Origin of the sequence: Paenibacillus odorifer (genome assembly GCF_000758725.1) — a bacterium.
In the GTDB taxonomy this organism is placed as follows: domain Bacteria; phylum Bacillota; class Bacilli; order Paenibacillales; family Paenibacillaceae; genus Paenibacillus_AQ; species Paenibacillus_AQ odorifer.
This window is the reverse complement of the sequence record NZ_CP009428.1, coordinates 3,443,941-3,470,231: the sequence shown is the minus strand read 5'-3', so window position 1 is coordinate 3,470,231 and position 26,291 is coordinate 3,443,941. Positions and strand designations below refer to the sequence as shown.

General features: G+C 42.7%; 17 protein-coding genes and 1 pseudogene. 6 read left to right on the top strand and 12 right to left on the bottom strand.

Annotated elements, in window-relative coordinates; translation table 11 throughout:
- Positions 1-62: 62 nt before the first annotated feature.
- The 6 genes from PODO_RS15050 to PODO_RS15025 form a co-directional block, all read right to left on the bottom strand.
- Complete coding sequence (locus PODO_RS15050) at positions 63-671, bottom strand: TetR/AcrR family transcriptional regulator (protein ID WP_038571215.1); 609 nt, start codon at positions 669-671, stop codon at positions 63-65.
- 92 nt (positions 672-763) lie between these two features.
- A complete protein-coding gene (gene ppsA / locus PODO_RS15045; protein ID WP_038571209.1) occupies positions 764-3,379 on the bottom strand; it encodes a phosphoenolpyruvate synthase in 2,616 nt (871 codons plus the stop codon).
- A gap of 286 nt (positions 3,380-3,665) precedes the next feature.
- Positions 3,666-6,317: an endo-beta-N-acetylglucosaminidase gene (locus PODO_RS15040; RefSeq protein WP_038571207.1), complete on the bottom strand. Its 2,652-nt coding sequence runs from the start codon at positions 6,315-6,317 to the stop codon at positions 3,666-3,668.
- A gap of 235 nt (positions 6,318-6,552) precedes the next feature.
- Positions 6,553-7,476, bottom strand: a complete 924-nt coding sequence (locus tag PODO_RS15035) for a phosphotransferase family protein (protein WP_038571204.1) — start codon at positions 7,474-7,476, stop codon at positions 6,553-6,555.
- A 70-nt stretch (positions 7,477-7,546) separates the two neighbouring features.
- Positions 7,547-8,566 carry a phosphotransferase enzyme family protein gene (locus tag PODO_RS15030; protein WP_170914197.1) on the bottom strand — a complete coding sequence of 340 codons (1,020 nt, stop codon included), beginning with the start codon at positions 8,564-8,566 and terminating at the stop codon, positions 7,547-7,549.
- A gap of 154 nt (positions 8,567-8,720) precedes the next feature.
- On the bottom strand, positions 8,721-9,635 hold the full coding sequence (locus PODO_RS15025; protein ID WP_036677185.1) for an ArsR/SmtB family transcription factor: 915 nt from the start codon (positions 9,633-9,635) through the stop codon (positions 8,721-8,723).
- 174 nt (positions 9,636-9,809) lie between these two features.
- On the opposite strand from PODO_RS15025, the gene PODO_RS15020 reads away from it, so the two are divergent.
- Positions 9,810-11,306 carry a glycoside hydrolase family 43 protein gene (locus tag PODO_RS15020; protein ID WP_038571198.1) on the top strand — a complete coding sequence of 499 codons (1,497 nt, stop codon included), beginning with the start codon at positions 9,810-9,812 and terminating at the stop codon, positions 11,304-11,306.
- Between the two features lie 119 nt (positions 11,307-11,425).
- On the opposite strand, the pseudogene PODO_RS15015 reads toward PODO_RS15020, so the two are convergent.
- Together PODO_RS15015 and PODO_RS15010 are read right to left on the bottom strand one after the other, a co-directional pair.
- A pseudogene (locus PODO_RS15015) lies at positions 11,426-12,277 on the bottom strand (aldo/keto reductase).
- A gap of 36 nt (positions 12,278-12,313) precedes the next feature.
- Positions 12,314-13,279 (bottom strand): aldo/keto reductase, encoded by a 966-nt coding sequence (locus PODO_RS15010; protein ID WP_036677191.1) that lies wholly within the window; start codon positions 13,277-13,279, stop codon positions 12,314-12,316.
- A 324-nt stretch (positions 13,280-13,603) separates the two neighbouring features.
- Here PODO_RS15010 and PODO_RS15005 point away from each other — a divergent pair, with 324 nt between their 5' ends.
- From PODO_RS15005 to PODO_RS14990, 4 genes are all read left to right on the top strand, one after another.
- Positions 13,604-14,278 (top strand): response regulator transcription factor, encoded by a 675-nt coding sequence (locus PODO_RS15005; protein WP_036677195.1) that lies wholly within the window; start codon positions 13,604-13,606, stop codon positions 14,276-14,278.
- Entirely contained in the window at positions 14,275-15,330 is a 1,056-nt protein-coding gene (locus tag PODO_RS15000; protein WP_080742500.1) for a HAMP domain-containing sensor histidine kinase, read from the top strand. Before PODO_RS15005 ends, PODO_RS15000 begins: the two co-directional genes overlap by 4 nt.
- A 119-nt stretch (positions 15,331-15,449) precedes the next feature.
- Positions 15,450-17,201 (top strand): ABC transporter ATP-binding protein, encoded by a 1,752-nt coding sequence (locus PODO_RS14995; protein WP_038571195.1) that lies wholly within the window; start codon positions 15,450-15,452, stop codon positions 17,199-17,201.
- The gene (locus PODO_RS14990) at positions 17,201-18,961 is read left to right on the top strand and encodes an ABC transporter ATP-binding protein (protein ID WP_038571192.1); all 1,761 of its coding nucleotides are present in this window, start codon (positions 17,201-17,203) and stop codon (positions 18,959-18,961) included. The genes PODO_RS14995 and PODO_RS14990 overlap by 1 nt, the downstream gene beginning before the upstream one ends.
- Before the next feature lie 94 nt (positions 18,962-19,055).
- Here PODO_RS14990 and PODO_RS14985 read toward each other — a convergent pair whose 3' ends face one another.
- The 3 genes from PODO_RS14985 to PODO_RS14975 form a co-directional block, all read right to left on the bottom strand.
- Positions 19,056-20,618 carry an ABC transporter substrate-binding protein gene (locus PODO_RS14985; protein WP_038571189.1) on the bottom strand — a complete coding sequence of 521 codons (1,563 nt, stop codon included), beginning with the start codon at positions 20,616-20,618 and terminating at the stop codon, positions 19,056-19,058.
- Positions 20,619-20,708: 90 nt separating this feature from the next.
- Complete coding sequence (locus PODO_RS14980) at positions 20,709-21,644, bottom strand: carbohydrate ABC transporter permease (RefSeq protein ID WP_038571187.1); 936 nt, start codon at positions 21,642-21,644, stop codon at positions 20,709-20,711.
- A gap of 13 nt (positions 21,645-21,657) precedes the next feature.
- Positions 21,658-22,617, bottom strand: a complete 960-nt coding sequence (locus PODO_RS14975) for an ABC transporter permease (RefSeq protein ID WP_038574490.1) — start codon at positions 22,615-22,617, stop codon at positions 21,658-21,660.
- 172 nt (positions 22,618-22,789) lie between these two features.
- On the opposite strand from PODO_RS14975, the gene PODO_RS31910 reads away from it, so the two are divergent.
- Complete coding sequence (locus PODO_RS31910) at positions 22,790-22,927, top strand: hypothetical protein (RefSeq protein ID WP_244886339.1); 138 nt, start codon at positions 22,790-22,792, stop codon at positions 22,925-22,927.
- Here the strand turns inward: PODO_RS31910 and PODO_RS31905 are convergent.
- Positions 22,890-26,084 (bottom strand): glycoside hydrolase family 9 protein, encoded by a 3,195-nt coding sequence (locus PODO_RS31905; RefSeq protein WP_052097054.1) that lies wholly within the window; start codon positions 26,082-26,084, stop codon positions 22,890-22,892. The genes PODO_RS31910 and PODO_RS31905 overlap by 38 nt on opposite strands.
- Between the last annotated feature and the right edge of the window lie 207 nt (positions 26,085-26,291).

Below are 26,291 nucleotides of genomic sequence, written 5' to 3'. Positions count from 1 at the left end.
TTGTCCCTCATTGCTGCGTTGCGCCCCAGTTCTACCCCACACCTAAATTCGGCGCATTGATGTTATTCGTTTAAGCTTTTTAGTCCATGCAGCCAGTATAAGCTTAATGCCTCAAAAATCCTTCTCCGGCTATCGGCGCTCATCTCGTGCTTTAATAAATCCAGAATCATATTGATGACATTGTTCGCGATGATCTTCAGCAGAATCATATTTTCTTCGGTTCCGATTTCGTATCTTTTATAATGATCTTTTATATAGGGTCTTTTAGTTTCGATCATCAGATCGATCAGCTCGTTTTTGGCATTGCTATATACGGTCCCTTTATTCTTTTCAAAAATAATGACAATCTGCCTGCTGTACTGGGTTAATATATTTATTTGCTCTTGAACGATAGCTGATTTTTTCTCATTATTAACATCATCAAAAAAAGTCTGGTTATCGATACGAATATTTTCCACTAGCACATTCTTCAAATAGTCCACTAAAGACGGGGGAACAACCGAATAGAACAACTCTTTTTTATTTTTAAAATAAGTATAAATATTGCCAACAGAAATTTGAATTTCATCGGCAATATCATTCATTTTGGCATCAGAAAAGCCTTTTCGGAAAAATACCTTTAAAGCAGCGGATTCAATTTCCTGTTTTACTTCGTCTTTTTTAGACTGCATATTGCCCCTCACCTTTAATAATGAATTAAAAATTCACTATTAAAAATAATTCAAAAGATTCGATTTGTCAAACTACATTCGTGATTCAACCATTACAATATTTCGATATAGCCTTCTGTACCATGCACACAAATTCGTTGCCCATCTTTTATCAATTTGGTAGCATTCTCCACTCCGACAACTGCTGGTAAGCCATATTCACGCGCAATAACTGCCCCATGGGTCATTAGTCCACCAACTTCAGTAACTAGGCCTTTTACAGATACAAACAATGGAGTCCAGCTAGGGTCAGTGAATAAGGTAACTAATATATCTCCATCTTCTAGATCAGCATCCTCCATGTTTAAGATGACACGCGCTCGTCCCTCTATAACACCGGAAGAAACCGCTAGACCTACAATAGCTTCTGTTGGGAGGTTTTCTCGGTTGTACTTACCCGCAATAATTTCACCATCAGACGTGAGAACACGTGGTGGAGTTAGTTTTTCATATAATTTGTACTCTTCTTTTCGTTTGCTGATGATCTGGTAATCCAGTTTGCATCTACTTACGACTTCGCGAAGTTCTTCAAACGTTAAATAGTATATATCTTCTTTTTCAGGAATAACTCCTGCTTGTACGAGTTGTTCGGCTTCTTTTAATAAAGCTTGCTTATAAACGAAGTAGCGATTAACCATACCGTATTTGGGGTATTCCCTAAACCCGCTGAAATTCCGGATGAGATCAATCATTCGTTTTGTTTCTTTAGCTTTTTGTTCACCATCGGGTAATTGCTTCAATCGATCTAATAGCTCTTGTTCTTTTTTCAAAGCTTCCTGTCGACCTTGCTCAAATTTCCGATGGCCAGCATTAGGTTCAAAGTTTTTGATATTACTAAGAATCATGGGGACAAGTGTAGTTGGTTTTTCGCTCCAACGAGTTCTTGTAAGATCGATTTCTCCGGTACATCGCATTCCGTATTTACTGAGATAGTCATAGAAAGCCTCTTGGGTTTCCTGCCCACCCTCAAAACTAACCAGTTCATCTAAGAAATTATCGTCTTTAACCTGCTGTAAATAATCAATGACTTCCGGATAAGGTCGAATCACATCAGCGAGATTGAGTAACGCCAGACCCATTTCCGAAGTAATATTGCCCTGTACAGATTGAGAAAGCGTATCTGCTACGTTTTTTTCACCTAACCATTCGTTTATTTTTTCATTGATCCATGCTGAAGCATCCATAGCCGCCATAATCACACGCATACTTTGTGGGTTGAATAGAATCTTCTTTAATTGCTGCATATCTTCCAGAATAAAATCAAACAACTCCGCCCCTGATTTGGTTTGAATGTTTTGTTGCAACTCTTCTATCGATGCTTGGTTGCTCTTAATGAGGTCAGAAACGATTGTCGGATCATTTTCGAGTTGTACTTGAGAATCACTAGGTGGCAGGCTTGTATTGCTTTTACTCGGAGTAGAAGCTTTTTCATTATCTGCCGAAAATTTTATAAAATCTTCTCGCTCTGCGATGGTTATGAGTGCGTCTTTTATGAGGGGATCAGATTTACCTAAGGCTTCTATGATCATTTCTCTGCTGCCAGGTGAAGCAAGACTTGATGTGACATCAACAAACAATCTTCCGCCAGCTGTACGCATAGGTGCAGGAGTCGTTAACAGGTAAAAAGCCAATCCCAGCGGTTTCATGGGATCTGTCATCATTTGTTGATGACCAACAGATACATAAACGTGGTTTTCTTGATCATTCGCTTCAGGGATGGGGAATAAAGTCGTGATTGGCCGACTCTGGACGATATAAAATGTATCCTCGTCCAAACACCATTCGATATCTTGTGGGCAACCAAAATAGGCTTCAATCTGTCTGCCTATCCTTGCTATTTTTAAAATTTGTTGTTCAGTAAGTGTTTGAGTCTTTTGCTGTTCGAGGTCGATCTGCCGGGTCTCTGTTCCGCCTTCTTTTAGTCCGTAGATAGCCAATTTTTTGGTTGCTATTCTCTTATCGACAATTTTCTCTTGCTGTACTTTATAACAATCGGCAGATACCAAGCCAGAGACCAGTGCTTCGCCAAGTCCAAAACTAGCATCGATGGATAGCAGTTTCCGGTTAGAAGTAATCGGATCAGCGGTAAATAAAATCCCTGAAGCCTGTGGAAAAACCATCCTTTGAACGATAACGGATAAATAAACTTGACTGTGGTCAAATCCATTTTGCATACGGTAGATTACGGCACGATCCGTAAATAGAGAAGCCCAACATTTGCTGATATGCTGAAGGATTGCTTCTATGCCGATGATATTTAAATAGGTATCTTGTTGACCTGCAAAAGAGGCATGTGGTAAATCTTCAGCGGTGGCACTAGAACGCACTGCATAAGCATGTTCATCACCAAGCTGGGTGAGATAGTGAGAAACTGCCTTCACAACATCGGAAGGAATTTCTGCTTCCATAATGATTTGCCGAATCTTCCTACTGATTTCACCGATTTGATCCCGATCTTCTACTTTTAGCATAGTTAGTTGATCCAACAAAGCATGATACGTTTGGTTCTGTTCGAGGGCTTGGTGATATCCTACTGTTGTAATACAGAATCCTTCTGGTACTTGTATTCCTTCTATTTTTGATAATCTCCCTAAATTTAACCCTTTTCCGCCAACGAGCAAAAGCTGTGTATTGTCCACTTCCTGAAAACCGAGAACTAAAGAACGCATTTATTATCGCTCCTAACTATTAAATTGAGAAAAAAATTGACAAGAATTTAACGGCATGATAATATAAATATATAAGATGCAATTATTATGCCTAACCTTTGAATATCAGTCGTGAGTTGATTATATCATCGTGTCTTTTCATATGCAATATATAAGAATCTGATGAGATAAATCAGGTTCTTTTTTTTGATTTCAGCTATCATTAGTGTTAAAGCAAATAAACCGCAGCCCCTCAAGTGGCCTACGGTTTATTTGCTGTAATATTAGAATGTCGTAATAGGGTATATTATAATCCCTTCACTTCAAACTCATAGATCCGCGCTGCTGTATCGGCTCCCTGCGTAGGTTTGAGAATCAATAATTTTACATAGCGGGCTTTTACTAACGCAATTGAATCAGTCGACTCGGCAGCCGAGTTTCCTTGGACGTTGACAACATCCGTCCAGTTCGTTCCGTCGCTGCTGACCTGAATCGTATAATCACTGGTATTAAAACCGGACCACTCTCCTCCGCTCTCAGCATGCTTGATGACAAAAGTGCTGAGTTGATGTTCGGCGCCGAGGTCAACCTGAAGCCAATGGGGCAGATTGCCAATTGCGCACCATTTACTGTTATCCGTCACTTTACCATCTACGGCGTTAGGTGCCCCTTCCTTTTCCCCGCAGGCATGATCGGCTGTTGCAGTTTTACCAAGTGCCAGATTTTTCACTGCGCTAGCTTCCTTGCTCACTGTGATGAGCCCTTTTTTCGTAATTGTGTCTTGGCCCGAGCTGTTGGTTGCAGTTAGCGTCACGCTATAAACGCCCTCCTGAGCGAATGTCACAACTGGGTTCTTCGATGTGCTGACCGCCGGGCTTCCGCTTTCGAAGGTCCATGACCATCCTTCTGTCACTTCAGTCGACAGGTCGGTGAAGTTTACGCTCTCGCCTGGAGCCACTAGGGTTCGATCAGCCTTGAACTCCGCAATCGGCTTTGGATAATCCGGCCAGCTGATCTTCACGCTAGAGGGTTGACCTTGCTCGTATCTTCCATTGATGGCAACAACCTTCAATACTGTGACCGTTTCTTTGTCTATTCTTCGTATCTCAGGAACGTAAAACACATGATTTGGTGTTGCACCTATGAACATTTCACTACCATCTGGCAGTACACGATAGATTTCGTATTGTTTGACCTGCTGGTCAAGCTGTTTCCACTGTAATCGGGCGTCTCCATAAATACCATTGCGGAAATCGGATTGAGTGACCTTAAGATCGCGAACCGCGGGCAATGGTTTGATCGAGTCATTAGCATTTTGAATAGAGAGCTGGCCAATTTGAATGTTGTAATTATTAATCGCATCCTTAGAGTCAAAATACAGTGACAACGCTACGATCCGTTTCCCTTTGTATGGGGTCAAATTCAATGTTTCAGTAGTCCAGTCTGGCGATGTCTTATCCTTCACGTTAAGGAAGACATATTGGTTGGGATGGTCTGCGAAAGCGAGACCAACCTTCAGGCTTGGCTTATTTTGTGTTTTGTACGTAATAGACAGCTTTGTGCTTGCTTCGATCTTAAGGTCGGTCTTGTAGAGCTTCAGATGTGTCGCATTGTTAGGGTTCAGCACGCCTGATACCTTCAGCGAACTGCCGCCGTAATAGGCATCGGACCAATCGAGCACTGGTGAAAGCGGGGTACCTTTGCTGTCTGCAATCCAGCGCCAGGAGGGAAGAATATCCTGCAGACTCCGGTTGTTCCAGCCCTTATCCCGCACCTGCTTCCCTCGTACAAAATATTTCTGTCCGCTTCCCGTGTTGAAGTTAGTGGTGAAAGGCAGCTCATTTACTGGTGATGATTCGATCACATCGTTTGCGATACCTTTCCAGGCTTGATCGCTCGAGGTGTTACTCGGATTCCCGTTTGGACCCACCCAGAATTTGTTCTCGCGTACGAAGAATTCTTCCATACTCTCTGCGCTGTTAAAAGCCCAATCCGGGCGGTAAATACCAAGGGAAGTAACGGCAGGATCTTTATCCGGAAACAACAGATTCCAGTTCACCTTTGTATCGTAACCCTTGGCTTCGACATCGATGCCTGCATACAAGTCATATGGACTTCTGCCCAAGCTTCTAGCCTTCTCTGCCGAGCTTTTAAGATCCTTCCACCAAAAGTTCAGGAACATATTGTCTGTAATTTGCTTTTTATTGTCTTGCAGGAACATCGCATTCTTGTCGTTAAGTGCATTTTGCCAACTGATACTGCCCTCATTGGTCATGGAATCATACCATACGATGTGCATAGAATTTGACTTGTGTGATTCCAGATAACTTAGGAAAGCTTTCATTTGCTGTGCGTCGGCCGGTGTTCCGCCCTCAGTCTCCTGGTTAATAAACCAGCCGTCAAATCCGTAATGGCTCGCAACCTGGATCAACTTGTCAGCAGCAGGAAAGGAGCCGTCACTATTCTGCTGAAGCATCTGCTTGACCCATTCATACTTCCCGCCATATACGGTTGGTGGGAAGAACACCGTTCCGATAATCGGCACGCCATTTTTATGAGCTGCGTCGATCGTATCAGCGCTTGGAGGTACGATGATCCCTTCGCCCGCGGAACCACCCCAATAGACCAGCTTGTCAACATATTGCCAATAGGTAAATGTGTTAGCTTCGAATTTGCTTGAACCCTGCGATGGAACTCCGCTTGTTCCCGGGTTCAGTGCTGATAAAGCCATGACTTTTGGCGCTTTGGTTGCATGAGCGTTGACTCCATCTGCTACAAAACGGTCCTGCAGCGGGACTGTGCTCCGGTTAAATGCCGCATCCGGGTCGGATGCCGGACTCCACTGAAGCAATTGCTCCGGAAACCAATAGGATGAATAAGGCTGTTTCGCGAACGCAGTTGTGGATAAGGCTGCGCACATCACAAGTAAGAATATAAAACCTGCCCCAATCTTTTTCATGCCATACTCCTCCAATCGATAGATTAAATGATTGCGCTTACATTTTATCAAGTTGAACAAAGCTATAGATAGTGGATTAATGGCAAGTTCAGGTGCAATTATTACAGGTCGTAAGTCTAAGGTCAATAATCTCAGTGGGGAATTTGCTCCTATAAATTTGATATTTATATACAAAAAGCCGCAATTATGCGGCTAGTAAATGTAAATGTATAGGATAAGGTAAAGTGTATAGTTATTACGCTTTCAGGTTTAAAAGAAAATGCCGTGTGTCCTGATAAGCATCTGTCCAGCCCATCTTAGCATAGAATCGAAGTCCATCGAGTCCCTTAAAATAATAGGCACCGATTAGCCGCTCCTCAAAATTCGGGGTCACTATTCTAGCTTTCTCTTGATAGTTTTGATACGCGTTAATGACATTACACCAAGGCATATGCTTGTCGAGAATCGCAAGGTCTATGAGAGAATCGCCATACATGCAATTTCCATCAATAATGCTGGTTATCCTTGTTCCGTTGGACAAAATATTCCACTGTTGAAAATCTCCGTGTATAAAGCTTCTATTAGATTCATTATAGGGTACGTAGGTCATCAAACGACTATAGATTTCTTCGTATACGTCTCTTTCCAAGCAAGACGTGCGGAAGAGTTCATGCCAATTCTCCCAGAATGTCCCCGTCTGATCTTCCGCATTTACAGCAATGACGAAGTCTTTCCAAGATGAATAGGAGCCATTGCCGTCAGGCCCGATCCAACCATACCCGTTAGTTCCCCCAATATCCGTTTCGGCCATTCTTGTTAAAATGCCGATAATTCCAGGCATCAGCCGGGTTTGTTCCTTTGCTGAACAATCGGATAGATTGCGACCTTCCATTCGCTCCATGATCAAATAGGTTAACTGATTAGTCCTCCCTAACCCCAAACATTTTGGGAAAGGGATACCTTGGTCGAGTAGCAAATTGGATACAAATTGTTCGGTCTCATATGCTCGTTCCAAATCGCTGAATTTAACAACATAGTCTTTTCCTTCGAGAATAAAAGAAAACACGTTGCTAATATTGCCGCCAGACATCGGTGTAATCTCAGCTGCTCCCTGTCCAAGATGATTCCACAGTACTTTTTCAATTTCACTCATGGTCAATTCCGGTTTTTCGTAAACCATTTTTACTCCAACTCCTGCTTATTTGAGTCTACTATGAATTTATCCGCAGCATATCATAAACACCATCATCCTAAATATCTCGTTCCTCATACTCAAAGGGTTCATCACATGAGTAAATTTCATGGAAAAACCCTACATATGGGATATCGTCTTCTAGACATTTTATACGATATGACAGCTCTTCATCGCATTCCGGCTCTTCACCATTGTTCCGCATTACCTCGAATGCATCAACGATGTTTTCCATGAGGGTTACTTGGATAAATAATGGCAATGTATCTAACATCGAATCTTCGATCCTGGTCTCGGATCTGTAGCCACCAAGGACTGTTTTAAAATAATCATCCATAAACTTTTTGCGTTTATCAGTATCTTGTTCAAATTGTATCCAGCCCACTCCAAGTGTCCAGAGATTTGCCAGGTCATACATATACCAACAAAAACAGGAGTTATCGAAATCAAACACAGTTATTTGCCCTGTATTAAAATCGATCATATAATTCCCATCGCAGTAATCAAAATGGACCATCCCAAAAGACTCGTGATGCCTGTCCATCCCTTCTAACGTTGTAAGGAGATCTACCAGCTTCTCCTTCAACAGAGATAACGAGTCAGGTATTAGCTTATCTATATAATCGGCATTGTATTTATCAAAAAAATCATACCGAGAATGGACAGGCGTATATCCCTTCGATAATTGATGCATTTTTCCAAGGACTTTACCGCAGTTATAATAGTATTCCGTAATAGGAACGCCTTCCCGATACTGATAATTATTTTCCACGAGCATACCCCCCTTGGCCTTTACAAACAAGCAGACAAAAAAGGTATGATTATTAAGAGTTATCGTTTCCAGCAGATTCCCCTTCTGGGAGTTAACCACATTCGAAACACTGCCGCCATGCTCGTACAAGTACCTGATATATTCCACTTCACCCAGAATATCTTCTCGGCTTCTGTCGCTTAAGAAGGCAATTCTGATTATTTTTGCTTCAGAATCAGCTTTATCACAGTTATATGCAACATTCCGTCCTCCTTCATGTGCATTGATAAGCCTGATTTCATAACCTTCCAATCCGTACAATTCCATCACTAATGGAAGTATGTGTGTATCAGCAATTTTAATAACCTCGTTATAATTCAGAATATCTCTCCTCTCAACTCCTTCAATATATGGTTAGTTTACCAGCTCCAGCTGATAAACTGCATGGAGAAAACAACTATAACTGAAATATCCTGCTTCATTAGGTCATCGTTCCTAGGTACACACGAATTAAAATATCTTGGTCATGATTACCGAATCCAGCCCCATAAAGTGTCAAACCACCAACATTAACAGCCTTCTCGTCAACTGCGAAACGAAGCGTCCAGAATTGTTCCCGTAGCAAAATATCTGCGACAGTAATGTCCGACATCCTTTCTTCATCAATAAATGTGCCCGAAGTATCAATGCGGATCGTCTTCAATAACCCGTATTGATTTACATTCCGATGCCACCAATCCGGAGTATATATGCCTCGTGCCGCTCTTCCAAAGTCTGCCGGACTGGTCCAAGTTCCAAGCTTCACACCGTTAAAAAAGAACTCAATATCCGAAGGCCAATGATCTCTCAAGCCCGGGGCTTCAGAAGCAATTTCCATTGAAATCTCGATGGCGTCGGGCATTTGACCGGGAAGTAAGTAGTTAGGCGTTTTGTACTCTACGTAACCTCTCCCAAACCACAAAATGCCGGCGTTGACCCGCTCGGGATCCAGAAAATAGCGGGGATCGTCCCAAACCCCAATTTCTTTCTCTTGTGTCCCAAGACCACATGTAGGCTGAACATCAAACGAAGTATAATGACCGACTGAAATGGTCTGCTCTCTGATCCTCGGGGTTTGAGTGGCAGTGGGGAGTTCGATCTCAACTCTTTTTTGTTTAAGGAAGCACATTTTGTGCGTTCCTCCGTTTAGGCGTACCCTGTGGCTTCCTATAAGTCCAGCTTGTTCGAGCTTTCGGATATGCATAGTAACTATGGAAGGGCTAAGCTCTAACTTAGCCGCGATCTCCTTCACATTCATTTCATTATCTGCAATGAGGCTCATAATCCTCCATCTGACTTCGCTTGCCAGCGCTTCATACAACGCCATGAATTTTGCTTCACCGTTTGCTTTGATCATCATCATAATCACCTGACCTGTGCTTATTGAAATTACATATATATTAATTTAATAAATATAACGTATATCTTCAACCCCGATTCATTGAAAACCCATAAGCAATAGTGTTTAATTTTCTTAGTAGTTAAATATATTGAATTCATATTTATATAAATTTATTAATGAGGTGGAGAAATGAAATACAATAATCCGGTCATCAAAGGGTTTTATCCTGATCCCAGCGCATGTAAAGTTGAAGACACTTATTATTTGGTCTGCAGTTCCTTTCAGTATTTTCCCGGTGTTCCGATTTTTGAAAGCAAAGATTTAATTAATTGGACCCAAATCGGTCATTGCTTAACCCGAAAGAACCAGATTCAACTGGATACTGTGGACAGCTCCGGTGGTGTATTCGCCCCCACCCTGCGGTACAATAATGGACGATTCTACATGACGACCACTAATGACACTTTGCGCCAGAACTTCTATGTCTGGACTGACAATATTTACGGCGAATGGTCTGATCCGATTAATGTAGATCAAGGCGGTATTGATCCGGACTTGTATTTTGAAGACGGCAAAACGTATTTCATGAGTAATGGGACAGACGATTACGGAGTTAATGGTATAATCCAATGTGAAATTGAAATTGAAACTGGGCAGAAGCTGTCGCCAAGCCGTTCAATCTGGCAAGGATCCGGTGGGCGTTATTTGGAGAGTCCTCATTTATACAAAATTAATGAACAATACTATCTGCTAGCAGCTGAGGGCGGAACCGAATATGGGCATATGGTCACTTATGCAAGGGGCAATTCTCCTGCTGGCCCATTCGAAGCCTATCCGCATAACCCCGTATTGACTAATCGAAATTTAGGCGGTTACGAGCTTCAGGGTGTTGGTCACGGAGATTTGGTACAAGATCATGAGGGGGATTGGTGGCTGTTACATCTTGGATTCCGGCAGACTGGCCAGTATCTTACCTATCACCATTTGGGGCGTGAGGTTTTTCTAACTCCGATTACCTTTGGCGAGGATGGATGGTTTACAGCAGGTCATGAAGGTACCACTCTAATAAGTTTCGAGACTGATCGTATTGCGGACACAGTCATTCAGCAGGAGAAAGAAGTCTATACGTTCGAGAACACAGATTGGAATTTGGACTGGTGTTACCTGCGTCACCCGGTTACAGAAAATTATCGGTTAGAAGCTGATAAAATAAAGCTTAAAGGAACTCCAATAACGTTAGATATCCCGGCTACCCCGACATTTATTGGTATTCGTCAAAAAGACTTTAACGCGATTATTTCATGCGAAGTCAGCCTTACGAATGGTGAAGCCGGAATTACGCTTTACATGGACGAAAATCACCATTATGACTTGGCCTTGCGTAAACATCCAGAGGGTTATGAGATTATCGAACGGCTGAATATCGGAGATATCAAATCCATTGAAAAAACAAAACATATAGGTCAATGTAACCATGCTTCATTAGTTGTCAAAAGCAGTCCAACGCATTATCACTTTTATATCCAGGTAGACGGTACTGAGATCTTACTCGGAGCTGCGCAAACCAAATATTTATCCTCTGAAATAGCCGGAGGATTCACAGGTGTGCTTATTGGTTTGTACGCCACTGGAGAAGACCAAGATTATAATGCGATATTCACAAATTTTAGCTGCCTTTATTCTTAAACCTCCAAATTAGAATGAACTGTACAAGGCTAAGGGTGTTCTTATAAATAAAAGATGGGTTAACCCCTTAATTATGGTTAACCCATCTTTTATCAAAACCAATAAGATCCTAAGAAAAATTAGATATCCAGCTTCCTAGTACTTAACGCTTTTACCATTACAGGATCTCTATGTGAAAAGAACAAACTCTCTTTTGTGTCTAACAGCGCAATTTGTTCTATATCCTCTGAATTTAATTCAAAATCAAAGATATTAAAGTTTTCAATTATTCTTTCTTTCCGGACAGACTTTGGAATCACAACAACTCCTCTTTGCGTCAACCAGCGTAAAACCACTTGGGCAACAGATTTATTATATTTTCGAGCTATTGATACTAAAACTTCGTTCTGGAACATGTTGTTTTTACCTTCAGCAAATGGACCCCATGATTCGATCTGAACATTGTTTTCTTTCATGAATGCAGCACTTTCAATTTGTTGGCAGAATGGATGTGTTTCAACTTGATTAACGGCAGGCGTTACTTCATTATGAATAATCAAATCAATCAGACGATCGTTCTGGAAGTTACTTACGCCAATCGCTCTGATTTTTCCTTCACGGTACAATTCCTCCAGCGCCCGCCAAGAACCATGCACGTCGCCAAAGGGCTGATGAATTAAATACAAATCCAAATAATCAAGTTGCAATCTTGAAAGGGATTTTTCAAATGCTTCCTTTGTACGTTCGTATCCGGTATCTTGAACCCATAATTTCGTAGTAATAAATAGATCCTCTCTTGGTACTCCACTCCGTTTGATGGCTCTTCCCACCGCTTCTTCGTTTAGGTAAGAGGCTGCGGTATCTATCAGTCGATAACCTTACATGATCGCATCGTAAACAGCTTGTTCACATTCAGCTTCATCTTGAATTTGAAAAACTCCAAAACCAAGTATCGGCATTTCAACACCATTGTTCAAAATAACTTTTTGCATAAAAAATCCTCCTATTAGTTGATGATACACCTCTAGTTAGAAGTGTGTACTATCAATTTCCATTTTAGACAAAGCTTCATTTAGTCTATCTACATCTTCCTTTGTTAATTTCAGATCAGCTCCATATAGGTTTTCTTCTAATCTGTTTAATTTTGTAGTGCCTGGAATTGGAATGATATATGGTTTTTGAGCTAATTCCCACGCTAATACGACTTGAGCCGGTGTTGCATTTTTACTTTCTGCAACTTGAGTAATTAAATCTAATAACACTTGGTTATGATCAATCACATCAGGTTTGAATCTTCCCATGAAACTTCGATAGTCATCTTCATCATATTTGGTTTCCTTAGTATATTTACCACTTAAGAAACCATTTCCTAATGGACTGTAAGCGATAAAAGCAATTCCTAACTCTTCACAAAGTTCAAACAACTCTTTTTCCGGTTCACGCCACATCATGGAGTACTGATTTTGGGTTGCAGTAATCGAACAAACAGCATGTGCTCGTTTCATATAATCAATCGGTGCATTTGAGACACCCCATGTTTTAATCTTCCCTTCAGCTATTAAATCTTTCATTGTTTCTGCGACAGCTTCAGGTTCGACATTCGGATCCACTCGGTGCTGATAATATAAATCAATACAATTGACCCTCAGCCTGTTTAATGAACCTTCTATTTGCTCACGAATAGAATCTGGTGTGCTATTTAAAATAAGTTGAGGTTGACCGTCTACAGCTTCTTGTCCTAAAATTCCAAATTTAGTTGCAATCACAACTTGATCTCTTTGTGGTGCAAGAGCTTCGCCTACTAATTCCTCATTGGATTGTCCATAAAAAGCAGCAGTATCAAAGAAATTACATCCTAGTTCAACTGCTCTGCGAATTAATTTAACCATTTCATTACGATCTGCTGGCTTTCCATAGGCATGATCCATTCCCATACAGCCAAGCCCTATTGCCGAAACTTCCAAGCCACTATTTCCTAATTTACGCATTTGCATCTGAGATCTTCCTTTCGCATGAAGTTCAGTCAAAGTTCAACGTTCAACGTAGTCTGCATTATTTTCAGCACGTTAATTCAGCTAAATTAGTTTGGGTACTATTTTAGTATGCAACAATTTTTCACAAAACAGATATCATAATAGTATTAAATCATTGCCTATTCCTCTCATTTTAACGAATAGACAGATATATGAGTCACTTTATAGCGACTACAAGGATTTCAAACCGAATCTTAAGATTAGATAAATATTGATTCTGCTCCCTTTAAAACAAATTCCCCACAGGTAATAATGGATACAAACCTACTATTGGAGTGAACAGTAATGATTAACATACTCGTTGTTGAAGATGATAAGCATGTAAGAAGACTTCTTGAAGCTGTTCTGAAACGCGAAGGATACGATGTAGTAACTGCTGAAGACGGAGTTAAAGCTTTGGAGGTCCTAGATTCACAACATATTGATCTGATCATTCTGGATATTATGATGCCTAATATGGATGGTTATGAATTCGCCAAGGAAGTAAGAGATGCCGATAGCTTGGTCCCCATTCTTATGGCTACAGCAAAACAGCTGCCTGAAGATAAGAAAAAGGGGTTCCGGATTGGAACTGATGATTATATGACCAAACCCATTGATACCGAAGAAATGCTGCTCAGAATCCAAGCGCTGCTTCGCCGTTCGCAAATCGCAAGTGCCCGTAAATTAGTAGTGGGTAAAGTGATCCTTGATTATGACGCATTGACAGTAACCCGGGAGGACGAGAAACAAACGCTTCCGCAAAAAGAGTTCTATTTGTTGTATAAGCTATTATCTTATCCGGAACGGATATTCACCCGTATCCAGCTTATGGACGAAATATGGGGCATGGAAAGTGAAAGTACGGATACAACCGTTAATGTACATATCAATCGCCTGCGGAAACGGTTTGACGCTTATCCAGAGTTTGAACTGGTTTCCGTCAGAGGTCTTGGATACAAGGCGGTGCGAAGCCAGTGAGCAAAATAAGTAACAAGCTCAGCAACAGAATCAGCCTTCCCATCTATTTTTCTCTTATCATATTTTTCATCTTTCTTATTACCGTTGTGATTACAGGACTACTCTTCTTTCTCGCACAGGTTTTTGGTTTGTTGAACGAAGAGCTTGCCCAGGATGGATTCGTACTACCCATAATGGTATTAATCGCTTGTACAATTATCGGTACCACGATATCAGCCATCACAAGCCGGAAAATGGTAAAATCCATCCGGTTATTTATTGAGGCCACAGAGCGTCTTGCCAGCGGTGACTTCTCCATGCGGCTTCAGCTCAAAAGCCCGCCGGAGTTTGAAATTCTATCAGAGAACTTTAACCGGATGGCTGAAGAGCTTGGGGGTATTGAAATTCTGCGAACCGATTTTGTGAATAATTTTTCCCATGAATTCAAAACACCGATTGTATCTATCAAGGGATTTGCCGAAGTCTTAAAGAACGATGATCTTACCAAAGAAGAACGGAATGAATATCTAGATATTGTCATTGAGGAATCGACCAGACTTGCCTCCCTTGCTTCGAATGTACTGGAGCTGACACAAGTTGAGACGCAAAAGATTCTGACAAACAAAATGAGGTTTAATGTTGGGGAACAAATTCGCCAATCTGTGCTTTTGCTAGCTGCTAAATTTGAGAAGAAGCACCTGAAGCTGAACGTTAATATTCAGGATTATGAACTCTCCGGCAATAAAGAGCTTTTAAATCAAGTTTGGTTAAATTTATTGGATAACGCGATCAAATTCACTCCTGAACATGGCGAAATTGAAGTTAACATGAAGAGAAACGAAGATAACGTGGTGATTCTAGTTCGTGACTGCGGAAGCGGTATTCATCCTGAGGCTCTTCCCAAGATATTCGATAAATTTTATCAGCAGGATACTTCCCATTCGACTGCGGGCAATGGACTTGGATTAGCAATTGTTAAAAAAATCATTCATCTACACAATGGAACCATTTCTTGCGAAAGCATTCCATTACAAGGAGCCACATTTACAGTTACGATTCCGATTGGAATGTAGTACGAGCCCTGGAGAACCTCATCGTTCTTTCAGGGTTTTTTCATTTTTCAGAAAAGTTAACTTTCAGTTTATCTTCTTTCGTTATCATTTAAGCAACGCCACATAAAGGAGTCAGATGTATGGTAACTATACTTAAGTACTTAAAACCGAAGGAATGGACCCTAATCGGTATCAGCATCCTGTTCATTGTCACACAGGTATGGCTGGATCTGGAATTGCCCGGTTATATGAGCGAGATTACTCGTCTTGTACAGATACCAGGAAGTGAAATGAGCGAAATCATTGCAGCCGGAGGCTGGATGTTGCTCTGTGCCCTCGGCAGTTTAGCCACATCAATCATAGTGGCAGGGATCGCCGCTAAAATTGCCGCTAACTTCTCTTCAAGATTACGCTCCAAATTGTTTGATAAGGTACAGTCTTTTTCTATGGAAGAAATCAACAACTTCTCTACAGCTAGTTTAATTACCCGTTCAACGAATGACATTACACAAGTGCAAATGCTAATTGTCATTGGTCTGCAACTGCTGGTGAAGGCTCCCATCCTTGCCGTTTGGGCAATGCTCAAAATTACAGGCAAGAGTTGGCAGTGGTCGCTTGCTACCGGTGTCGCAATTGGGGTATTGATTCTTATTGTCAGCATAGTGATCGTGCTTGTGCTTCCGAAATTCCAAAAATTGCAGCAACTGACTGATAATCTTAATCGTGTTGCAAGAGAAAATCTTACAGGCCTTCGTGTCATTCGTGCTTATAATGCGGAAAGTTACCAGGAAGATAAATTTAGCGTAGCCAACAGCGAGCTTACCCGAACGAATTTATTTGCCAACAATGTACTGTCCATGATGATGCCAAGTATTTCTCTCATTATGAGCGGTTTAAGTCTCGCAATATATTGGATTGGTGCTATTTTGATTCAAAATGCCAATGGTACGGCGAAGATGGGCTTATTTTCAGATATGATTGTCTTCTCATCCTATGCGATGCAGGTGGTTATGGCATTCATGATGCTGATCATGATTTTTATCCTGATGCCTCGTGCCCATGTATCCGCTAAAAGAATCAATGAAGTGCTGGATACTAAGCCAAGCTTAGAGAACGGATCACTTACTTCCTCTAAGACAAATCGGTTGGGTGAAGTCGAATTCAAAAAAGTCAGCTTTAAATATCCGGATGCAGAAGAATACGTTATTGAGGATATCAGCTTTACGGTGAAAAAAGGAGAAACTGTGGCCTTCATCGGTTCAACCGGATGCGGAAAAAGTACCGTAGTGAACCTGATCCCTCGCTTTTATGATGCTACAGCAGGTGAAGTGTTGGTGGATGGTATTAATGTTAACCAATATGAGCAAACTGCACTGCGCAATAAAATGGGATATGTATCTCAGAAAGCGATTTTGTTTGGCGGCACGGTGAGCTCTAATGTTGCTTTCGGCGACAATGGCAGTGATCTGTCCTCTGATGTTGTAGATGCCATTTACACCTCTCAAGCTTCAGATTTTGTTGAAAAGATGGAAGGAAGCTACGAGGCTCATGTCTCTCAAGGCGGTACGAACTTGTCTGGCGGTCAAAAGCAACGTCTTTCCATTGCCCGAGCCATTGCCCGTCGTCCTGAAATATTGATCTTCGACGATTCCTTCTCAGCACTTGATTATAAGACGGATCGCAAATTGCGTAGTGAATTGAAGAAGAAATCCAGCGGTACGACGATACTAATCGTTGCGCAGCGGATCGGTACAATCAAAGACGCAGATAAAATCATTGTACTGGAAGCCGGACGAATGGCAGGCATGGGAACACATGATGAATTGATGCAGACCTGTGATGTCTACCAAGAGATTGCTTACTCACAACTTTCAAAGGAGGAGCTAGCTTAATGAACAAAAGCAAAGAGCAACTCAACACGTGGAGCAAACTTCTCCACTATTGCAGAAAATATATCCCTGTAGTCCTTATAGCTATTATTAGTGCAGCAATCGGTACGGTTCTGACTTTGCTTGGACCGGATAAGCTTTCGGAGATGACAGACTTGATCACGGCGGGCCTCGTCACCGGAATTGATATGGAAGCAGTAACTTCTATCGGCCTTTTCCTTGTATTTATCTATATCCTTAGCGCTGTGTTATCTTTGGTACAAGGATTAATTATGTCCGCAGTTACGCAAAAGGTCTCCAAAAACTTAAGAGCCGATCTCTCACGCAAAATGAACAAACTTCCAATTTCTTATTATAATAATTCTACAACCGGTGACATTCTGTCCCGGGTTACCAACGATGTGGATACGATCGGGCAAGCTTTAAACCAAAGCGTCGGCACACTGGTAACTGCCCTTGCCCTCTTTACGGGATCCATCATCATGATGTTCAAAACAAATGTGATCATGACTATTACGGCGGTTGTTGCAACTATCATTGGCTTTGGCCTCATAGCGGCAATTATGAAAAAATCCCAAAAGTATTTTCAAAGTCAGCAAGAATACTTAGGGAAAATCAATGGTCATGTGGAGGAAGTATATACAGGACATACTGTAGTGAAAGCTTACAATGGTGAATCACAAATGCGCAATACATTTGAATCCCTGAATATGAATCTTAAAGATAGTGCATTTAAAGCGCAGTTCCTCTCCGGTCTTATGATGCCGATTATGATGTTTATAGGCAATCTAGGTTTTGTGGCCGTTTGTGTCGTTGGTGCTGTACTTGCTATGAACGGAACGATATCCTTTGGGGTCATTGTAGCCTTTATACTGTATGTCCGTTACTTTACACAACCGCTCTCTCAGATTGCTCAAGCCGCACAAAGTCTGCAATCGGCTTCCGCGGCAAGCAAACGTGTCTTCGAGTTCCTCGATGCTGATGAAATGGACAATGAAAGTCATAAAGAAAGACATCTTAAAACTGCAACGGGCAGAGTGGATTTTGAACATGTGCAATTTGCTTATGAAAATTCAGATAAACTTGTGATTAAAGATTTTTCTGCAGAGATTAAGCCTGGGCAAAAAATTGCTATAGTCGGCCCTACCGGCGCAGGTAAAACTACACTGATAAATCTTCTAATACGGTTTAATGAATTAAAGGGCGGAGAGATTTATATTGATGATACCCCCATCAGCAGCTTAACAAGAGAAAACATCCATGATCTATTCTGTATGGTCTTGCAGGACACCTGGCTTTTTGAGGGCACTATCAGGGAAAATCTGGTGTACAACAAAACAGGTGTAACCGATAAAGAAGTTGAAGATGCTTGTAAGTCGGTAGGCTTGCATCATTTCATTCAGACCTTAAGTGCCGGTTACAATACCATACTAAATGACAAGGTTAATTTATCCACCGGCCAAAAGCAACAGCTTACCATCGCCCGCGCGATGCTCAAGAATGCTCCAATGCTCATCCTCGATGAAGCTACAAGCTCAGTCGATACAAGAACAGAGCTCTTGATTCAGCAGGCAATGGATAAGCTTATGGAAGGAAGAACCTCCTTTGTTATTGCGCATAGACTCTCAACCATTAAGAACGCCGATGTGATTCTGGTTCTGAAGGAAGGCGATATTCTGGAAAGCGGCAGCCACGAAGAACTACTTGCCAAAAATGGTTTCTATGCGGAGCTTTATAATAGCCAATTTGATCAAGCCTCTTAAATCCTAGTTGAACTGTGAATTATATAGCGAAAGGACCTGCTTATTGTTCAGTATAAGAACAATAAGCAGGTCCTTTGTTCGCTATGAACGCATATTACCTACTGGCAAGGAATTCATCAAGCTGTTTCTGCTTTTCAGCAATGACTTTATCTAGGCCGGCCGATTTTTGGGCGGCGATAAATTTCGGTAATTCTTTGTCCAGATCAACCGAGCCGGTCTCAAGCATCTTCTGATATTCTCTTAGGACGTTTGCTAGTGCTCCAACTTCTGATTTGACTGGCTCACTGTCAAAGGTGAAGCCCAGCGCTGGTGACGATTTGGCCCCTTCGTTGAACTTTTTGAACTGCTCCCACTTGTCCGGAGCTTCCGAGCTCCAGACATAGTTGAGGAACTGATTTCCCAGCTCCCAAGCGACGCCCGGTGCGTACTGTCCAGACTTCTCCGTCTGCGTCATAACATTACCATTAAGTGTGAAATGTGTACCTTCAATACCGAAGTTAAGCAGATTAATAATCTCTTGATCTGTATGAAGCAGGTTAATCAGCATCATGGCGCGTTCCGGGTTCTTGGACGTTGATGAGATGGCTAACATGGCACCGGTAGTCTCCGATGTGGCGACCGTTTTACCTGTCAAAGTAATTTGTGCAAGCTTGCCATCAAGTCCTGTCGCGGATGCGATTTCCTCTGCTTTGCCTGGCTTGAGAGGCTCTACAGTGGAAAATACGTTGCCCGTCTTATAAGCATCAAGGGATGACGTTTGGGAAGTGGCCGCATCTTTGTTTAGATACCCCTTCTGGAAGAAATCACGGGTTACTTTTAATGCATTTAAGTATTGGGGATACTCTTCGGCCGGTTTGACTGTCGCCTCCGTGCCATTCTTATCGATAGCGCCAGGTATCGTCGTATCACCTAAAAAATCCAATTCCACAAAAGAGTGAGAGGCGAACGTGCCACCCGTTGTATACAGCGGATACATGGTTGGCTTCTTCTCTTTAACGATCTTATAAACGGCATCTAAATCTTCGATTTTTTGCACTTTACTCATGTCGATGCCGAGTTCATCGGCAATGTCCTTCCGGTACACAATGCCCCCTGACGATGCCAATTCTTTATTAGTAGGAACTGCATAATTTTTGCCGCCGATTTTGGAGCCATCGAGAAAAGCTGGATCCAAGCTATCCTTAATGCCCTGGCCATACTGATCGAGCAAGGGACCGAGATCTAAGTAAGCACCTTTGGCAACGTTCTTTGCATACCCGTTCCATGAGGCTGTAAATAGAATGTCTACGGGCTCTCGAGAAGCGATGATGAGGTTAGTCTTATCATCCCATGCTCCCCAATCGATTGGTGCGATATCTACCGTCGCGTTGATTTTTTCGGTCAAGATCTTGTTCAGCGCTTCCTCGACGATAGCCTCGTCCGCCTGTGGAGCTCCTTCGTAGACCAGCTTTAGTTTGTAGGGTTCCAGCTTCGAGGGCTCATTGGATGTGTTATCGGTGGTTGAATTCGCTGATGAGCTCGGTGTGGCGCTTTCTTTTCCGGCATTATCCGGTGTAGCGTTGTTCGAGTTGTTTGAATTGCCGCAAGCCGTAGTGCCTACTGCTGAGATAAGCATCAGTGTGAGAAGCAGTGAAGCCTTGCTTTTCGTATCCTTCATTTTCAAGTAATCCCCCCGTAAAATAGAATGATATGCTAAACCATATACTGGTTTTAGCCGTTTCCGTGCCCACGTAAGTGATCAGCAATCTTAGCCTTTAACGGAGCCTACTGTCAGTCCTCTAATAAAGTATTTCTGGAAGAACGGGTAAGCAAATACAATAGGTCCAACACCTACAACCACCATCGCCATACGCACGGTTTCACTTGGGAAGTTAATCATTCCGCCAGCTCGGGTAATTTCAGCCATCGCGTTCGGGTTACTGGATAAGTACTGGATGTTGACCATCATCTTGTAAAGAAAGTACTGCACGGATATATTGTGGTTGTCTGTAATAAACATTAAGCTTAGGAACCAGTCGTTCCAGTATGTCAGTGTTTGGAACAGTGCTACGGTTGCCAGAACCGGCAGAGATAAGGGCAATACAATTCGGATAAATATCCGTAGCTCCCCTGCCCCATCTATTTTGGCTGACTCCAGCACAGCTTCAGGTACGGTCTCCTTAAAGAAAGTGCGCATGATCAGTACCCAGAATGCGGACATGATCAGCGGCATGATCAGTGCCCAAAGTGTATCTTTTAATTCCAGCATCTGTACGTAAACCAAGTACCAAGGGACTAAACCGCCGGAAATCAGCATCGTTAGAAAAACAAAAAATGTAAAATACTTAGCCTGTGGAAAATTATTCCGGGAAATGGGGTACGCATACAGTGCTATTATGATGACGCTTAGTATCGTGCCGATCACCGTGACAGTTAGTGAGATTCCATAGGAATGAACGATTTGACTGATATCTTTCATTAGGAATCGATAGGCTGCCAGATTGAAATTTTCGGGCATAAATCGATATCCGTGTGTCATAACGGACTGCTCATCGGAGAACGATACCGAAAGAATCAGCAAAAGCGGTAGGATACAGAGCGCCGAATAGATGACGAAGAAGATGTTGATGAGGGTTGACGCCCATCCCGACAGCTGATTCTTTGGATTGGACCCAGATAAGGATTTACTCTTTGTATTGGTCATAAGGGCTCCTCTCTTAGAACAGCGCGTTCTCGCGGTTAAAGCGGCGAACGACCCAATTAGATACAAAAACCAAGATGAAACCAACTACTGATTGGAACAGGCCTGCTGCTGAGGAAAGTCCGATATCCCCAACGGTCAGGAAGGTGCGGTAGACATAGGTATCGATAACGTTTGTCACAGGGAACAATGCCCCCGATTCACGCGGCACTTGGAAGAATAGGCCAAAGTCAGCATTGAAGATCCGGCCAACCTGCAGCAAAGTCATAATCGTGAGGACAGGCATGATCAAGGGAATCGTGATTTTCTTGATCTGTTGCCACTTGTTCGCCCCGTCTATCGTCGCGGCTTCGTAGTACTCCTCGTCGATACCAATGATTGCTGCCATGTACACAACCGTGTAGTACCCCATGTTTTTCCACGTGTTAATGATCGGCAAGACGATCGGCCACACTTCTTTCGTGAAGTACCAGCGTACGGAATCAAGACCAAGCGCCGGCAGCAATGTGCCGTTGAAGTATCCTCGTTCGTCGCTCATGAACCCATACACTAAGTACGAGATGACGATCATCGACAGGAAGTATGGCAGGAACATGATCGTTTGGTGTAGCTTCGAGAGGAAGCGGTTCTTCATCTCGTTAAGCATCAAGGCGAACCCCAGTGGAAGCGCCATGTTCAATACAATAAACAGCGAGTTATAAAGCAATGTGTTGCGAATGATGATGTACGAATCCTTCGAGGCAAACAGGTATTCGAAATTTTTCATCCCTGTCCAGGGGCTTCCAAGGATACCGTCCTGGTAGTTAATTGTTTTAAAGGCAATTACGATCCCGAACAAAGGGATGTAGTTATTTATTACAAGCAGAACGATTCCCGGCAGCATCATTGCGTAGAACATCCAGTAAGTACGAAGATTCTTCACGATGGAAAAATTACGTACAGTACGTATCGGTTTCCTATTTGTAGGAAGTGGCATAGCTTTCAATAGAGTTGTTGCACTCCTTTCACTGTCTTACACACTCCCCACACCGTTGTTTAGGCGGTAATGGGGAGTTCAGGTTTTCGCTATTGAGCCGTAATGGCAATTGTGACGTTACTTATTGAGGTTCTGTTCCCCACTGAAGAGCGCCTGCGACATAGCCAGTTGTATGACTCCAATCGGTGTAAGTCGAATCGGTCGAATCGAAGGAGTAATCGCCCGTCTGCGTGTAGTTCGTCCAATCGGTCTTGTTCATGCGGATCTGAAGCTCAATGCTGTCTCCAGCAGCCAAACTTCCAGCTCGTAAAGCCGATTTCCAGATAATGATCAGCTCCTGTCAAAGGAGCCGGCAACTTGACGAAGACGCCAGTTACGTTGCTACTGCCGACAGTGGACCAATCGCACCAGAAATTCTGATCCTTCTCCCCATCGATCGTGTAATAATAATGAAGCTTCACGTCGGACAGATTGATGGCAGTGGTACCGGTGTTCTTCAGCTTTATCCGTGGGTTTAACGAATTGCTCGTTGCCGTAACAGGAGAATTGTACTGCTGCACTGTGATAGAACCACTTCCGGTAGAGGAGGTATCGACCACGGAGACCGCAAGATTCGCACTTGCTCCTGTGCTAAAGTTGAAAGTCAGTGTCGTTGTTCCCACCGGTTGGGCAGCCAGATAAGCCTTCTGGATCGTCACTGTCGTGCCTGATACGGTGTAGTCCGTACCAGCAACTAGGGCAGTCGTGCCATTATTAATGCCGATGAGTGTGTTATCGTTCAGCGTCAAGGTCACCGGAATGTCGGTCTGATTCGCGGTTTGCTTGTCAAAGGTAGCGGTCGTCGGACTGATCGTCGAGTTAATAACCGACGAATCGTTCACAGCAACGGATAGCGTAGCAGATGAACCGGCGTTAAACTGGAAAGTGAGGTTGACCGTGCCGATTGGCTGCTGCGCGAGATAGCTCTTGTGTAGAGTGACCGTGTTACCCGAAACGGTATAGTCCGTGTCCACAACCAGAGATGTCGTACCGTTCTTAATGTCGGTGAGCGTGTTGCCGTTCAACGTTAGGGTCACCGGAATATCAGCTTGATTTGCGGTTTTCTTATCAAAGGCAGCAGTCGTTGGATTAATGGTCGAATTGGTGCTATTTCCGGTTGCGAATGCGGCAATGAATACCAACCCTGAATTCCAATAAACGGTATGTTCATTTGTAGTCCATTCTTGGAAGTTATCGGTATAGTTCTTGGCTGCAAATCTTGATATCTGGTTTCCTACAGTTATGTCATTGGAGTATTTATTCGGTCCTCCGACCAGATATCCCTTAGGTACACCAGGTAAACCATCCGTTCTATACATGATGCTGAACGGATATTTCACGCTGTTATCGCCGTAACCTGATACAAAAGATACGCCTACCGGGTTCTGCCCCAGAATCCAGTCTAACTGGCTATTGTTAATCTCATTAATGATAGCGCGGTTGCTCTCAAAAGTTCCCAGCAATTTCGTACCGATGATCATTTCCATCGGTGTGTCCGCAACCTGCATGGTGATTCCCCAATAGTAGTTACCATCTTTTATGATGCTTTTCCAAGGGCTGTCGTTGTATCTGCTCACTTTATCATTGAACCATTGCTGGAATTTATCCGAATACCAGCTTAAGACTCCAGAGTCCGGATTAGCGGCTTTCAGATAGCTGAAGAAGCCTGTATTCCAGGTGTTTGCCCAACCACTGGCGAAATCAAGGGTATCCTCAAAAAATATTCCCATATCAGTGTAATTCGCCAGGAAATAATCGTTGTATTCGGCATCGCCGGTTGATCGGTACAGGGAGCCTGCAGCCCACAGACGATTCGAAGCGTCATCCGTCACATCGTAAGGCCATCTGCCCGTGTTAGGCGTCCGAATATTTTCCGGATGTGCTTCCAGGTACCCCCATGCGTCTATTGCCGCATCCAAGCAACTTTGGGCAAAAGCCGGATCAATATTCTGATACATTAAGTAGGCATGTGCCAATACACCGGCTGCGGTAGCTGTATCGGCGGTCGTTTTGATATCAGTACGCGAGCTTACCGTATCCTTATCGATAATTTCTCTGTCTACCATATTGTCGTCATCCTGAAAGGTCACTCGAGCATAGAAACCGCCAGTTGCAGCATCCTGCATTTTGAGCATCCATTCAAGTTCCCATCTTGCCTCATCCAGGATGTCGGGAATGCCGTTTCCGCTCTCAGGAATATTAAATTGATTGTCCGTAAATTTCTCCGGCATCATTTCATAGGCCCAGAAGAGATCCGACAAGGCTTTGGCTCCTGCGTTAACGTACTTGCCTTTATCGCCCGCATCGTACCATCCCTTGGAAACATCTTTTTTGATGGAAGGATTGGACATTAAAGGCACTGCGGTGTCAGGAGTAAAATCTGTTCTTTGATAATTTTGAGTGTATGGGCTGGTAATATTAATCCCGGTTCTCTGGTAATAGAAGTATCTCGTTACGTCATTTAAAAAGGGTTCATAGATTTCGTTAGCTTCGCTGATAGTGAACTTGGGCGAATTCTGAAGACCCTGAACTGAAACATAATATTTTCCCGGAATCGTTAAATTTGTGAAATCGGCGGTAAAAATACGCTCCCCGCTGTCAATAGCATCATAATTCTTGGTGAGTACAAGCGTTCCGGAGTAAGCTGTGGAATTATTTGTGGCGTTAATAACGTTAAACGGAGTACCTGCATCGACCGTGAGCACATCCTCAAAACCGGTTACGAGCGCTTGCTTTACTCCATCTACGGGATAACCTAATTGATTGACCTTGATGGGTGCGTACTCTTTTTCCTTATCGGGAGACGTAACCCTAATGTCATTAAGCCAGACTTTTAAAGGTTGAAAACCATTATTCTTGATGGATAATGCATCTATGGAAGATACATCAATTCCTTGGGAGACCTGAATTAGATCCTTTAACGGGATCTTCACATGGGTCCAACCTGTAGTAATGCTGACGTAGTTGTTAATGTTTACTGTAGTGGTAATTTCATTGCCGGCAGCTCTTTCGAATACCCGGTCTTTGAAGCCCAGTAAAAAGGACTCTCCACCCGCATTTCCTTTGATATTAAACTCAAGGAATCCATTTGGATGATAAGAGGTAAAGTCATACGCTTTCCAGCCGGCAACCGTAATTAAAGCGTTGTACCAGGAAGGACTGGTAGGCGTCTTCGCATTCAACAATAATGAAGGCAATCCATTGTACATTGCTGTAGAATCTATGGGCAGCTTGCTGTTCTCCGTCTCCAATCCAAACCCGCTATCTCCTGCCCAGCCATCGGATATATTACTGAATATTTGGTAATCTAGTAAGTCTCTCCATCCTGCAGGCGCTTCGGGGGTTGCCGCATTAGTCTTGATCGGATTTGAAAAAAAGATAGTCACAAACATAGTTAATGCCAGAAACACGCTTACTTTTTTCCTCATTACCTCTCCTCCTAAAAAGTTTTGTGAGCATAAAATTGCTTCGCTCCGCTTCAAACAAAACTCAGTTCGAAAGTTTACACTTAGTTGTGAGAGTTACTCTATGATTAGCTTCGTATACCATCACCTCTTTTTATTGAAAACGCTTTCTAATAAAATCATTTTAATTCAATAAGTTAATCCTGTTATATAGAAGAAATAAAGGAACAT

Bases quoted from the DNA above. Each gene is read 5' to 3' on its own strand.
- PODO_RS15050 (WP_038571215.1), bottom strand. From the start codon at position 671: ATGCAGTCTAAAAAAGACGAAGTAAAACAGGAAATTGAATCCGCTGCT.
- ppsA (WP_038571209.1), bottom strand. From the start codon at position 3,379: ATGCGTTCTTTAGTTCTCGGTTTTCAGGAAGTGGACAATACACAGCTT.
- PODO_RS15040 (WP_038571207.1), bottom strand. From the start codon at position 6,317: ATGAAAAAGATTGGGGCAGGTTTTATATTCTTACTTGTGATGTGCGCA.
- PODO_RS15035 (WP_038571204.1), bottom strand. From the start codon at position 7,476: ATGGTTTACGAAAAACCGGAATTGACCATGAGTGAAATTGAAAAAGTA.
- PODO_RS15030 (WP_170914197.1), bottom strand. From the start codon at position 8,566: ATGGAATTGTACGGATTGGAAGGTTATGAAATCAGGCTTATCAATGCA.
- PODO_RS15025 (WP_036677185.1), bottom strand. From the start codon at position 9,635: ATGATCAAAGCAAACGGTGAAGCAAAATTCATGGCGTTGTATGAAGCG.
- PODO_RS15020 (WP_038571198.1), top strand. From the start codon at position 9,810: ATGAAATACAATAATCCGGTCATCAAAGGGTTTTATCCTGATCCCAGC.
- PODO_RS15010 (WP_036677191.1), bottom strand. From the start codon at position 13,279: ATGCAAATGCGTAAATTAGGAAATAGTGGCTTGGAAGTTTCGGCAATA.
- PODO_RS15005 (WP_036677195.1), top strand. From the start codon at position 13,604: ATGATTAACATACTCGTTGTTGAAGATGATAAGCATGTAAGAAGACTT.
- PODO_RS14995 (WP_038571195.1), top strand. From the start codon at position 15,450: ATGGTAACTATACTTAAGTACTTAAAACCGAAGGAATGGACCCTAATC.
- PODO_RS14990 (WP_038571192.1), top strand. From the start codon at position 17,201: ATGAACAAAAGCAAAGAGCAACTCAACACGTGGAGCAAACTTCTCCAC.
- PODO_RS14985 (WP_038571189.1), bottom strand. From the start codon at position 20,618: ATGAAGGATACGAAAAGCAAGGCTTCACTGCTTCTCACACTGATGCTT.
- PODO_RS14980 (WP_038571187.1), bottom strand. From the start codon at position 21,644: ATGACCAATACAAAGAGTAAATCCTTATCTGGGTCCAATCCAAAGAAT.
- PODO_RS14975 (WP_038574490.1), bottom strand. From the start codon at position 22,617: ATGCCACTTCCTACAAATAGGAAACCGATACGTACTGTACGTAATTTT.
- PODO_RS31910 (WP_244886339.1), top strand. From the start codon at position 22,790: ATGACTCCAATCGGTGTAAGTCGAATCGGTCGAATCGAAGGAGTAATC.
- PODO_RS31905 (WP_052097054.1), bottom strand. From the start codon at position 26,084: ATGAGGAAAAAAGTAAGCGTGTTTCTGGCATTAACTATGTTTGTGACT.